Below are 12,757 nucleotides of genomic sequence, written 5' to 3'. Positions count from 1 at the left end.
TCCCGTTCATCATCTCACGAGATGCTGAAACCAGTTCAGCATGACGAGGTTTACAAATGACCCGAATCAACACTCTCCTGGTCGCCAACCGTGGCGAAATCGCCTGCCGGGTGATGCGCACCGCCAAGACGCAGGGCATGCGCACCGTCGCCGTCTATTCCGACGCTGACGCTGACGCGCCCCATGTCAAAATGGCGGACGATGCCGTGCATATCGGTCCGGCCCCGGTCAACGAATCCTATCTGCAGATCGACAAGATCATCCAGGCGGCAAAGGACACCAGCGCGGATGCGATCCATCCAGGCTATGGCTTTCTCTCGGAGAACGCAGCCTTTTCCAAGGCCTGCGCGGACGCCAATATCATCTTCGTTGGGCCGCCGGAAAAAGCAATTGATGTGATGGGCGACAAGGCCCGATCGAAACGCGCGATGATCGCTGCTGGCGTGCCTTGCGTGCCCGGTTATCAGGATGACGATCAGTCGGACGAGCGGCTGGTTGCCGAAGCAAAGACGATCGGGGTGCCGTTGATGGTTAAGGCGGCCGCTGGTGGCGGCGGTCGCGGCATGCGGCTGGTCCATGATCTGAAAGATGTACCCAATGCGATCAAGCTGGCGCGGTCCGAGGCGGAGAATGCCTTTGGCAATGGCGAGCTGATCCTCGAAAAGGCGATCATCAAACCACGCCATGTCGAGATCCAGGTCTTTGCCGACAGCCACGGCAACACCATCCATCTCGGCGAGCGCGACTGTTCGGTCCAGCGTCGCCACCAGAAGGTGATTGAGGAAGCGCCTTGTCCCGTCATGACGCCAGACCTGCGCGAACAAATGGGCGCGGCGGCTGTCGAAGCCGCCAAGGCCGTCGATTATGTCGGCGCCGGCACAGTGGAATTTCTGCTCGACCAGTCGGGCAGCTTCTATTTTCTCGAAATGAACACGCGGCTGCAGGTCGAACATCCGGTGACCGAGGAAGTGACCGGCCTCGATCTGGTGGCACTGCAGCTGAAAGTTGCGGCGGGCGATTTGCTGGGGCTGGAACAAGCGGACATCACGCTCACCGGCCATGCCATGGAAGTCCGGCTCTATGCCGAGGATCCGGCGGATGATTTCCTGCCCAGCACCGGCCCGGTCCATCTGTGGAAACCCTCCACCCTGTCGCGGATCGACAGCGGCATCGAAAGCGGCGGCGAGGTTTCGCCCTTTTACGATTCCATGGTCGCCAAGATCATCACCCATGGCGCCACCCGCGACGAAGCCCGTCGCCGGATGATCAAGGCACTCTCGGAAACCGCGCTATTTGGTCCCAAGACCAACCGCGATTTCCTGATCGATGCGCTGGACAAGCCGGACTTCGTGAAGGGCGAGGCCACCACCGCCTTCATTGCCGAAAATTACGGCGAAGACGGAGTCGACCTAGGCGCGCATGATTTCGCTTCTTATGCCATCGCCGCTGTTATCCACCACAAGCTGCGGCAGCAGGCGGCGCACAAGCTCGCGCTCAACGTCAATCCGGAAATGCTCGACTGGTCGAACACCGGCACGCTGGAAACGGTCACCCAATATGCCGATGGCGAGGATGCCCAGACCATCCATGTCCATGTCGACAAGCCCGGCCATTACCGGGTCAGCTCCGGTGAGGAAACGGCCACGATTGAGCTGATCAGCCTGTCCGCAGACCGGGCGAAATTGCGAGTCAACGGCCGTACGGTCGAGACGATCTATTTTGACGACCATCGCACCCTCTATCTGGCGCTGCCCAAGCGGTCATTGACCGTAACCGACCTGACCGGCCTCAGCGCCATGGAAGATGCGGGCGGCGGGGGCACCGTGGTCGCGCCGATGCACGGGCTGTTGCTCGAGATATTGGTCGAAACCGGCGCGCGGGTGGCCAAGGGCGACAAGCTCGCTGTGCTCGAGGCGATGAAGATGCAGCACGAGATTCTCGCCGAGATTGACGGCACGGTGGAAACTATTGCTGCGATAGCTGGCAAGCAGATTGCGGCGGATGATCTGATTATGGAGATTATCGCGGATGAAGAAAGCGACGAGGCATGATGGCGACCGTTCGCCCTGAGCCTGTCGAAGGGCAGGCCACGCACACTCATGCTTCGACAAGCTCAGCACGAACGGAGAGACCCACCAATGAACAATAAATCTGCGACATGCTCGGCATCGAATTTCCGCTGGTCGCTTTCTCCCATTGTCGCGATGTTGTCGCGGCGGTTTCGAGAGCCGGCGGCATGGGCGTTTTCGGCGGCGTCAATTGCTCGCCGGAGACGCTGGAGGAGGAGCTCAGCTGGATCGACGATCATGTCGACGGAAAGCCTTATGGTCTGGATATCATCGTCCCCAACAAGGTCGAGGGCAAGGGCGAACAGCCGGACCCGGAAGCCGTTCTCGCGTCGATTCCCGACCGGCACAAGCAGTTCACCGATGATATCATGCAGCGTCATGGCGTCGATCCGCAGCGCAGTTCCGAGGATATCGAAGCGGTGCGCCGCGAACAGGTTGCCTTTACCGACAATCTGCGCGGCGGCACCGCAGAAGCGATACTGGAAGTCGCCTTCCGCCATCCGATCAAACTCATCGCCAATGCCCTGGGTATCCCGCCGCAGGTGATGCTGGAAATGGGACAGAGCCATAATGTTCCGGTCGCCGCTCTGGTCGGGACACGCGACCATGCGATGAGTCAGGTCGCTGCCGGTGTCGATATCATCATAGCGGTCGGCGGCGAAGCGGGTGGCCATACCGGCGATATCTCGACCCTGGTGCTGATTCCCGAGGTCTGCAACGCGCTGGCCCAGATTGGCGACGATACGCCGGTGCTCGCGGCCGGCGGCATTGCCACCGGCGCGCAGATGGCCGCCGCGATGGCGATGGGCGCGAGCGGCGTCTGGTGCGGATCGGTCTGGCTGACCACGGTCGAAGCAGAAACAAACCCGATCGTGAAAGAGAAGATGCTCGCTGCCACGTCACGCGACACGGTCCGGGCGCGCTCGCGCACCGGCAAACCGTCGCGCCAATTGCGCTCGCCCTGGACCGATGCCTGGGAGTCGGAAGATGCGCCCTCGCCCCTCCCCATGCCATTGCAGTCGCTGGTCGCCGAACCGCCGCTGCGGGTGCTCGACAAGCTGAGCCAGGGCGACAATCAGGGCGCCAAGGATCTCGCCACCTATTGGGTCGGGCAAGGCGTCGGACTGATGAACGAACAGATGACCGCAGGTCAGGTGGTGCAGGGATTCAAGGAAGATTTCCTCACCGCTTATGAGAGACTGACCACCAATCTCGGCGAATGACGATGTCCTATCCATCCTGAGCTTGTCGAAGTTCGGGTTGCGCCATATGGTCGGGCGCGCTCTGCAGAGACAGGGTCGGGATTGAGGATCGCATGACAGAAGCAACACAGCCCCTGGCCGGGATCAAGGTCGTCGAATTTTCCACCATGATCACCGCCTCGCTGGCGACAATGATGTTCGCCCAGCAGGGCGCAGATGTGATCAAGGTGGAGCCGCCGGGAATTGGCGATCCGATGCGCTGGCTTGGCAGCCAGAAGGGTGGCATCTCCGGTCTGTTCCACAATTGCAATCAGGCCAAGCGCTCGATCACCCTCGATCTCAAGACCGCCGAGGGTGTCGCTCATGCCCGCCAGCTCTGCCTTTCCGCCGATGTCGTGATCCACAATTACCGGCCCGGTGTGATGGACCGGCTCGGCCTGGGCAGCGAGGCGCTGCGCCAGGAGAAGCCGGAGCTCGTCTATTGCGCGATCACCGGCTTTGGCCATGAAGGTCCCCTCTCCGGCCGCCCGGCCTATGACCATGTGATGCAGGCAATGGCCGGCTTCATGACCCTGCAGGGCCATCCCGACAGCTTTGCCTATGTCAAAACACTGATCTGCGACAAGATCACCGCCTATACTGCCGCGCAGGCGATCACCGCCGCCCTGTTCGCCCGCGAACGCGGTGTCGGCGGCCAGCATATCGATCTGTCGATGCTGGAAAGCTGCATTGCCTTTCTCTGGCCCGACGGCGGCATGCACCTCACGCTGCAGGCCGACGACGTAACCCACGGCGCGCCCTTTGCCGACTATTATCAATTGCCGCTTCGCTCGACCGACGGAGCCATCGCCTACGCCGCGATGACCGACGATCACTGGGCGGCGATCTTCGATATCGTCGGTCGTCCGGATCTGAAGACGGAAGAAAAATATCAGGGCATGGCCAACCGCAGCGTCCATATGGCGGAGCTTGCCTCGATCATCGCCGCGCAGAAGCCCGACCTGACCAGCGCCGAAATGGTCGCCGGTCTCGCCGAACATGATGTGCCGGCCGCCCCCTGCCTGGCGCTCGAAGACCTGCCCGCCCACCAGCAGGCCGTTGCGATCGGCATATTCGAACAGACAGAACATCCGCTGCTCGGCGCGGTCCAGCATGTCAGCGCGCCGGCCCGCTTTGGCGGTACCAAGCTCGCCCCCTGCGGCCCCAGCCCGGCACTGGGCGAGCATAGCGACGCGATTCTCGCCGAGCTCGCCGCACGCCCGCAACCATAGACCGCTTCAATCGAATTCTGACGCCGTGATCTGGTTGCACATGGCTGCAATCTGGCTATTCTCTCCGAAAAATAAGGAGAGAATCGCATGACCTGGCAGATGGCAGATATCTGGGAAAATATTGCTGCGGCAATTCCCGACAAGCCGGCAATCGTCGATGGCGACAAGCGTTATAGCTGGGCCGAATATGAAGATCGGGCCGCCCGTGTCGCACAGATACTGGCCGACCATGGACTCGAGCCTGGCGCGAAACTCTCGATCTATTCCTATAATTCGGCCGAATATCTGGAGACCCAGTTTGGCGCGTTCAAGGCCCGCGTCACTCCGGTCAATGTCAATTACCGCTATCTCGAGGCGGAGCTGACCCATGTCATCAACAATAGCGACAGCGAGGCTCTGGTCTTCCAGGCGCAATTTGCACCGCGCGTGGCAGCCATCCGCGACCAGCTCGAGCAGGTCAAACTCTTCCTCGAAATCGACGATGGTTCGGGCGAGCATCTCGACGGGGCCGTGACCTATGAAGAGGCCCTGCAAAACGCGCAGCCAATGCCGTCGATAGAACGGTCGAATGACGATATTTACATGCTCTACACGGGCGGTACCACCGGCATGCCCAAGGGGGTGATGTATGATCACAAGAGCTTTGCCAGCGCCCTGCTCGCCAAAGGCTTTGAAATGCGCGAGATGGAGCCGCCGACCGATGCGTCCAGCTTCGGTCCCCTGGTCCAGCAACTCCACGCTGCCGGTGCGACCGGTCGATCGGTTCCGGCCTGCCCGCTGATGCACGGGACCGGCATGTGGATCGGCGCGATGATCCCGCACAGCCTGGGCGGCTGCGTCGTGCTGTTCGACAACAGCCATTTTGATCCGGCAACGCTCTGGCAACTGGCCGAGGACGAGAAAGTCACCGATATCACCATCGTCGGCGATGTTTTCGCCAAGCCGATGCTGGCGGCTCTAGAAGACGCCAAGACGGCAGGACAAAGCTTTGATTTATCATCGCTTCAGATGATGGGCAGTTCCGGCGTGATGTGGTCGACCGAAGTGAAGCGCGGCCTGCTGGGCCATTTGCCGCATATGGCGATCGTCGACAGCATGGGTTCGACAGAGGGCAGCATGGGGACATCGATCACGACGGTGGAAAATATCGATATCGACCAGACCGCGAAATTCGAAATGAACCCGACAACCAAGGTGCTGACCGAAGAGGGCAAGCCGGTCGCGCCCGGCTCCGGTGAAATGGGCCTGATCTGCAACGGCGGGATGGTGCCGCTCGGCTATTACAAGGACGAGGAAAAAAGCTCCGCGACCTTCAAGACCTTTGACGGTGTGCGCTATTCGATCCCCGGTGATTTCGCGACGGTCGAGGCTGATGGCTCGATCACTTTGCTCGGCCGCGGCTCCGCCTGCATCAACAGCGGCGGCGAGAAAATCTTTCCCGAGGAAGTGGAAGAAGCGCTCAAGACTCATGACAGTGTTTACGACTGTCTGGTTGTCGGCCTGCCCGACGACCGCTTTGGCCAGAAGGTAACGGCGGTTCTTTCGCTGGCCGAAGGCGCCAGTTTCGACGAAGCAGAACTCAACGACCATGTCCGCTCGAAACTCGCGGCCTACAAGGCGCCGCGTGCCATGGTGCTGGTCGACGAAGTGCCGCGCGCCGCCAATGGCAAGGCGGGCTATAAGGCCGCAAAAGAAATGGCGCTGGAACGGCTGCAGGTGCCCGCCTAACTCCGGTTCCGCCTGAACCCGCCGGCCTCTGTCGCCAGCTCGACCATTGACGGATCGTGACCATCCACCGCATGGACGGGAGATGATTGTCGAACTGATCCACAACCCGGCTTCGGGGACCTTTGACGAATTCCGGCTGGATGTGCTTTCCCGGGCCTTTCAGGCCTGTGGGGCGCAGGTACGGGTCGGCCGGACCGAGATTGACGGGCGGTTCGAGATATTCCCGGAATGCGATCTGGTCTGCGTGTCCGGCGGAGACGGCGCCTTGCGGCTGGTGGTTGCATCGATGGTCAGGGCCGGACTGTCGAAACCGCTCTGCATATTTCCCGCCGGCACCGTCAATCTGGTCGCCAAGGAACTCGGCTATGCCAGCGATCCGGAAATATTTGCCCGCGAGATCATGGCCGGTTTTCTCAACCGGCAGGTGGCAAGGATGGAAGCGCCGCTGGTAACCAGCGACGACCGACCCTTTGTCGCCTGCATCAGCGCCGGACCGGACGGACAGGCTGTAGCGCGGCACAATCCGGCATTGAAGAAACGCATCGGAGGTGCCGCTTATGCCTGGTCGCTGATCAAGCTGCTTGGCGACTGGCCGGAGCTGCGCTTCTCCCTGACAGCGGCCGCACCCGATGGATCGGAAACCCGCCTGACCTGCGCCGCTTTCTACGTGATCAAGGCGCATCATTATGCCGGCAGCTGGACGCTGGCCCCATCGGCAGAATTGGCGTCGGATCTATTCCATGTCGTCGCACTGACGCGGGCGCGCCGTCGCGATTTTTCCGCTTCTTGCTGGCAGTCGCACGGGGGCGGGATCCGGCGCGGCTCGGTTTCGTCCGGTCGCTCCCCGCCCGTCGCCTCTCGATAGGCGCAAAAGACGAGCCGTCCCGGCAGGCGGCTTTTCAGGTCGATGGCGATCTGCTTGCTCAGCAGCCGAGCGAGATCAGGATGACCGGACAGACGGTCACCTATTGCCTGCCAATCCCGGCATAGCCCCCGCTGGTTCAGGCCGCGCGGCAGTGTCCCGCGATCAGGTCGACCATCGCCGGCAATTTGCTCGGCGGCAGGTCATGGCCCATGCCCTCGACCAGCTCGAAGCGCGCGTCTTTGACATTGGCCGCTATATCCTCTCCGCATGCGGACGGAATGAGCGGATCATCCGCCCCGTGAATCACCATCGTCGGCGCGCTAATCCGCTGGGCGACCGGACGCAAATTGCCGGTATCGATGATCGCGGCCATCTGGCGTTTCGGGCCCGGCGGGTAGAAACCGCGTTCCTGCGCCAGCTTCATCATCGCCCGCCGTTCCTCCGGCCGATTGCGCCCTTCTTCCGACGCAATCAGCGAGGAAAAGGCCAGTCCGAGTTCCAGAGCCTCGTCCGGCGTGCGCGCCTTCGCCCGCGCTGTCTGCATCAAAACCTTGCGCACGTCGCGCTGCGCCGGGCAGGCCGGGACCATTGGTCGATGACATGATCGGCGTGAAGGACAGCACCCGGTCGGCGTGATCCGCGGCGATCAGCTGGCCGATCATCCCGCCCATCGAAGCGCCGACAATATGGGCCTTGTCGATTTTCAACGCGTCGAGCACCCCGACCGCGTCATTCGCCATGTCGCTGAGATTATAGGGTGCCATCTGACGCTTGGGAAAGAAGCGCTTGGCGAGCATCTGGCGGATCGGATGGGGCGGCCGCACGCCGTCAAATTTATAGGAGAGGCCAACGTCCCGGTTGTCGAAGGTGACGACGCGAAAGCCCTCGGCCACCAGGCCGTTGACGAAATCCATCGGCCAGTAGATCAGCTGCGCGGTATAGCCCATGACCAGCAGGATCGCCGGATCGGCCGGGTTTCCGTGGTCTTCCACTTCGATATTGATGCCGTTGGCGATGACTTGCATATGCACTTCCCGATCTGCGCGAAAACCGAATCAGTAACAGAAAGCGCCAGCGTTACAAGAAGCCTGGCACCGGCTCGCTAGGGTGTGCCGGTCGGTTCCGGCGAATCCCTGTCATTGGCCACCATATTGCCAGTCGATCCGACCGTCACGGCCCCCAGTCTGGCAACCTGATTGTCGTCGTCGACCACCGCGCGCGCCGTCAATTGCGTCGGCACCCTGATGGCCTGGGCCGACAATTTCTCGATGCGCACCGTGTAGCTGCCATAAGGCACCCCATCGAACAGGAAGAAGCCGTCAAACTCGGTCCGGGTTTCGCGCACCACCCGCCCCTCGCCATCGAGAAGTTCCAACCCGACGCCGGCGATCGTGCCGCCGCCCCGGCGAACCAATGTACCCTCGACCTCGCCGGCACTCACCAGCGGCAGTTCGACCGTCGTTGCGATTCCGGGCCGCGGCGTGATCACCACGCCGGGCAGGGCCGGTTGCACATAGGGGCTGGACAGGCTGCTGCTGTCGATCCCGATCAGCACCGGCCGGAAGGGCTGCAGATTGTCGATAACCGCCCGGCCCCGGATATCGGTGGCAGTGAAGGCCGCCGACTGGCCTGCGGTCAATTCGACATTTTCCGCCAGCGATTCACCGGGCTGGCGAATCCCGTCCCGGTTTTCGTCATGAAAGACGATGGCCAGCGCCTGGCCGTTGTTGGCCAGCTTGTTGCTCGAGAAGCGGAATTTGCCGTTGCGCGGATCGGGTCCCAGGCTGAAGGCCAGATTCAGGCCGGCCGCTATCGAACCATCGGTCGCGGCTTCGGCGGTCGCGGTCAGCGAAAAACGTTCGAAGCGGCGGATGATCCCGATAGCCGCCCGCCCGCGATCAAGCCCGGCGTCATAGCCCAGTTCGGCCCGCCAGTCGGACCGCTCCCCGGCCCGCCATTCACCGGTAAAATTGACCTGTTCGAAGCGCTTTTCGGGGGCCACGCGATAGATGGCTTCGCCACGGAGCCGGACCTTGCCAATCCGGCCGTTGGCGAGCAGCCGGGCTCCGATACGGTCTGAGGGAGCGGGACCGAATTCGCTGAACTGCTGTTCCCAGCTCAGCTCGCCGGTCAGCGACAGGCGATTGAGATTGAACGACATGCGGCCCGTTATATCCAGACTTTCACGGCCATCCGAACGCGTTTCATATTGCGCGTCAAGATGCACCGGTATGAGCTTGCTACCCAGCTTGAAACTATGGTCAAACGCCAGGCTGTGGCGTGAATCCGCGTTTTCTCGATCTGGTCCGATATGAAACCGCCGCGCGCCCAGATCGACTCCGCGGTGATATAGCTGTCCCCGATCTGGCCAAGCAGCTGGCCGCGTATCGCCATGCCGCTGCCAAGATTGGAAGCGGCCGAAAGCTCGACCAGAGCCGGTCCCACGGCGCGGCGCACCGAGCCCTCGAGATAATCATGCCGCTTGCCGTCAATCTGCAGGCTGAACAGGGACGCCGCGACCGAGGTTTTGGCGTTGAGTCCGCGTTCGAGTCCCACGCCGCCACGCCAGCCCGCCTGACGGGTCGGCAGGAAATCCCCGAGCCGGATCAGATCCTCGCCGGCTTCGTGAATACCGGCCCAATAATAGGTCTGGCGGGGCGGGATCGAGTCGATGCCCACCGGGATGACCTGCACGTCGCGCCGGATCTGCCCCTGCGGACCGTAGAGCACCACTTCAAAGCGATTCTGGCCATAAAGCAGCGGCACGTCGATAAATTCATAGCGTCCGTCGACACGGTTTTCGGCAAAGGCGAGCAGCTGGCCGTTACGGTAAAGTTCGGCATCCCAGCCGCTGGGCAACTCGCCACGAAACTCGTCCGGTCGAAACTGTCGGGCCGTTCGATCGGGCGATTGGTCACCAGGCTCCCCGTCCGGCGACCGACTGGGAAACCAGCGGAGTCGAAAAGGTGGAAACATCGCCCAAGGCAAAATGGGTGGCCTGAAGCGGCCCGAGAAGTTCGCCCCTGGGGTCGGTTCGATAGGCCCTGACCCGCAGGCTTTCGGGAACACCGTCATTATCGGAGGAAAGCCGGGCATCGAAACTCGCCTTGCCGACTTCACCGGACGCATAAAGCTCATATTGCAGATCGACTTTCTGGCCCGACCGTTTGTCGCTCAGCCCGCCGCCCGAAACCACCGCATCAACAGACGGTGTGCGCCAGAATTTGTAGGATTCCGAAGATTGCGGGAGAGAGGACAGGTCGAACGCCTTGCGCGGCCGGATTTTTGCCGCCTGTTCCTTGCGTTCCAGCGCGCGCTGGAAGGGCAATTTGGTCTCGGATTCAACAGTGAGCAGCGCGTTGGAAAGATCGGGAACGAAATCGACCGCAAACCAGTCCGACAGGCTTTTCACATCGACGCACCAGCCCTCGGGCACATCGTGAATCTGGTCGGGCAGAAGCTTCTTGCCAGCGTTCACCTTTTGTACCGTAGCGCTGTCGCGATCGATGGTCAGCGTCTGGCTCTCGGAAAAGATCCAGCCAGTTGCGCGGCGCGACTTCTTGTCCAGACGCAACGGAATATCCATGGCAATGATGATATCGGCGAGATCGACGCATACGCCCTTGTCGGTCTGATAACCCCTGACACCGTCGCCAAGGCGGTATTTGCCCGAACGCAGATCGAACAGGAGCGCATCGTCATCACTGGCGGTCCATTTTTCGACCGCCTGGGCCGGATTCCCGAGAAACAGCGAAGCCGCCGAGATCGCAATGATCCCTGCGGCCTTGACCAGGGCATTGAAGCCCCGGCCGATTATATCAGTTCGCTGTATCATGGGTTACATCATGACTTGGTGACGGCTTGATGCCACACTAAGTCATTGATATAAAATTTTTATCTAAGAACCATGTCGGTTTTGGCGATGAGCCCGCCGCCGGCATTGGCCGTCTCGTAATATTCCACGGTGATAGGTCCGGAGAGCTGGGCCGCGATTTCCGGAGGTACCGGCAAGGTTACCGTGCGCTTTTCCACTTCCGGATAGACGGCGATACCGCGGGCCACCATGACCGGCTCGTCCACGCCTGGCTTGGTAATCACGATTTCACCATAGGTGGACCGGTTGCCCGAGCGGCTGAGATCGAATGCGAAGGACTGGCCTTCCGCATTCTGTTCCATACGTCCGTTGGCGATGGCGGCGGTTGCCTGGAGATTTCCCTGGCGGACGATGACCGGAATGGTCACGCCATAAATAGGCGTCAGGGCGATTGTCAGCCCGCCCTCGGTCGCCGACTGTTCGGTCACCGAACGGGCCTTCGGGATGGCGCGGAAAAGGAGATGGACGCGATATTCCCCGTCCGCGAGACCGTCGGGTGCTCTCACGCCCAGACGAATGGCCTGCGGCTGGTTTGGCGGCAGCGTAACCCGGCGCGGCGCGTAGCGGATCATCGCCTTCGACGCTGTCTCGATCTCGTTGATCTGGTCTTCCGGCACATCTTCCAGACGGCCGTCGGCGGTCATCCGCCGCAACTCCATGGAAATCCGGTAGGTGGCGGTTTCGGATCCGATATTGTTCAGGATCACCTCGGTACCGCGCTCCCCGTCGAGCACCACCCGGGTCGGAGCGACCAGTAGATCGCCGGCGGCATAGGCCGGTGTCGATGGCAGTGATAGTGCGGACGCGATCGCGCCCAGCATGATGCTGTATTTTCTGAACGTCTTGAAACCCTGAATGGTCATGATAATCTCCGCCTTGCTGGTCATACGGATAGGTCGGCCGGTACGGCCTTTTCCCACAGCACCCTTATGCGCAAAGAGGGTTACCAAAGCGCTAACCATGCCGGATTTTTGCGCGGCGTCCGGCTTCGGCAAGCGTGATATATGAAGAAAAACCCGCCTGCAAGCTGGGCTGCAGACGGGCTTCCCGTGTTAAAAACTTGTGGCGGGTATTGGACCCGCCCGATCAGCTATTACTGATAGTCGACCGATACGCTGAACGTACCGGAATAGGCACCATCAGCCTGGTTAGCCGCAACGCTCAGCGTGCCGCCAACAGCGAAACTGTCGGTACCGTCCAGAACGAGCGTGGAATTGCTCGACGTCAGGGCAGCGGTCATGGTTCCGCTAGGTCCGTTCAGGGTCACCGAAGAGTCGACCGAAATGTCGACGGTTGCACCGGATGTGCCGTTAATGGTGAAACCGGCAGCGGTAGGCGTACCCGAGCAGACGAGTCCGGTGCCACAGGCGCCGACACCAGCGGTGCTTACGGAAACAGTCGACGCGGTCGCACCGGTGATGATCGTACCGAAGTTGAGATCAACTTCGTTCGAATCAACGGTTACCTGCTTGAGAATATTGGCGCGCGCATCGGCGGAAGCGGTGGCAGCTTCTGCTGCATTTGCGCCCACGACAGAAGCCAAGAGCACGGAAGAAGCCAAAGCGGCTTTCACAAATTTCGACATAGTTACTGGTCCCTATATTTGGTTACATCATTGAAAGGACACATGCGGTGTAGTCAGACCAAACCCACTGGACTGCTATCGCCTGTGTCAACATTCAGCTGCTCTTATCCAAGGGAAAGAATAAGGCTTTGCTGTGAGTCATGGTTAATTTCGGCTTAACAAA

Annotated in this window: 12 protein-coding genes; 5 read left to right on the top strand and 7 right to left on the bottom strand. The window is 61.1% G+C overall.

All coding sequences use genetic code 11. The features are described from left to right. The first annotated feature begins 56 nt into the window (after window positions 1–56). The 5 genes from C8024_RS11935 to C8024_RS11915 all read left to right on the top strand — a co-directional run bounded on the left by C8024_RS11935 (window position 57) and on the right by C8024_RS11915 (window position 7,135). Window positions 57–2,051 (top strand): biotin carboxylase N-terminal domain-containing protein, encoded by a 1,995-nt coding sequence (locus C8024_RS11935; RefSeq protein ID WP_173205433.1) that lies wholly within the window; start codon window positions 57–59, stop codon window positions 2,049–2,051. Between the two features lie 107 nt (window positions 2,052–2,158). Continuing rightward, window positions 2,159–3,292, top strand: a complete 1,134-nt coding sequence (locus tag C8024_RS11930; RefSeq protein ID WP_173205430.1) for a nitronate monooxygenase family protein — start codon at window positions 2,159–2,161, stop codon at window positions 3,290–3,292. A 92-nt stretch (window positions 3,293–3,384) separates the two neighbouring features. Further along, the gene (locus C8024_RS11925) at window positions 3,385–4,542 is read left to right on the top strand and encodes a CaiB/BaiF CoA-transferase family protein (RefSeq protein ID WP_173205427.1); all 1,158 of its coding nucleotides are present in this window, start codon (window positions 3,385–3,387) and stop codon (window positions 4,540–4,542) included. Between the two features lie 87 nt (window positions 4,543–4,629). Beyond that, complete coding sequence (locus C8024_RS11920) at window positions 4,630–6,270, top strand: acyl-CoA synthetase (protein ID WP_173205424.1); 1,641 nt, start codon at window positions 4,630–4,632, stop codon at window positions 6,268–6,270. Window positions 6,271–6,352: 82 nt separating this feature from the next. After that, window positions 6,353–7,135 carry a diacylglycerol kinase family protein gene (locus C8024_RS11915; protein WP_173205421.1) on the top strand — a complete coding sequence of 261 codons (783 nt, stop codon included), beginning with the start codon at window positions 6,353–6,355 and terminating at the stop codon, window positions 7,133–7,135. 136 nt (window positions 7,136–7,271) lie between these two features. Here C8024_RS11915 and C8024_RS11910 read toward each other — a convergent pair whose 3' ends face one another. The 7 genes from C8024_RS11910 to C8024_RS11880 all read right to left on the bottom strand — a co-directional run bounded on the left by C8024_RS11910 (window position 7,272) and on the right by C8024_RS11880 (window position 12,594). Then, on the bottom strand, window positions 7,272–7,508 hold the full coding sequence (locus C8024_RS11910; protein ID WP_173205418.1) for an alpha/beta fold hydrolase: 237 nt from the start codon (window positions 7,506–7,508) through the stop codon (window positions 7,272–7,274). Further along, window positions 7,456–8,160 carry an alpha/beta fold hydrolase gene (locus C8024_RS11905; RefSeq protein ID WP_173205415.1) on the bottom strand — a complete coding sequence of 235 codons (705 nt, stop codon included), beginning with the start codon at window positions 8,158–8,160 and terminating at the stop codon, window positions 7,456–7,458. Before C8024_RS11905 ends, C8024_RS11910 begins: the two co-directional genes overlap by 53 nt. Window positions 8,161–8,237: 77 nt before the next feature. Beyond that, a complete protein-coding gene (locus C8024_RS11900; protein WP_173205412.1) occupies window positions 8,238–9,362 on the bottom strand; it encodes a carboxypeptidase-like regulatory domain-containing protein in 1,125 nt (374 codons plus the stop codon). Beyond that, entirely contained in the window at window positions 9,305–9,994 is a 690-nt protein-coding gene (locus tag C8024_RS11895; RefSeq protein WP_173205409.1) for a hypothetical protein, read from the bottom strand. The genes C8024_RS11900 and C8024_RS11895 overlap by 58 nt, the downstream gene beginning before the upstream one ends. A 55-nt stretch (window positions 9,995–10,049) precedes the next feature. Next, on the bottom strand, window positions 10,050–10,970 hold the full coding sequence (locus tag C8024_RS11890; protein WP_173205406.1) for a hypothetical protein: 921 nt from the start codon (window positions 10,968–10,970) through the stop codon (window positions 10,050–10,052). Window positions 10,971–11,029: 59 nt separating this feature from the next. Next, the gene (locus tag C8024_RS11885) at window positions 11,030–11,872 is read right to left on the bottom strand and encodes a molecular chaperone (protein WP_173205403.1); all 843 of its coding nucleotides are present in this window, start codon (window positions 11,870–11,872) and stop codon (window positions 11,030–11,032) included. Between the two features lie 230 nt (window positions 11,873–12,102). Beyond that, a complete protein-coding gene (locus C8024_RS11880) occupies window positions 12,103–12,594 on the bottom strand; it encodes a DUF4402 domain-containing protein (protein WP_173205400.1) in 492 nt (163 codons plus the stop codon). Window positions 12,595–12,757 lie beyond the last annotated feature (163 nt).

Origin of the sequence: Sphingopyxis sp. BSNA05 (assembly GCF_013265645.1) — a bacterium.
Classification (GTDB): Bacteria; Pseudomonadota; Alphaproteobacteria; order Sphingomonadales; family Sphingomonadaceae; genus Parasphingorhabdus.
Note: the sequence above shows the minus strand (reverse complement) of the source record. Positions and strands in the feature narration are given on the sequence as shown.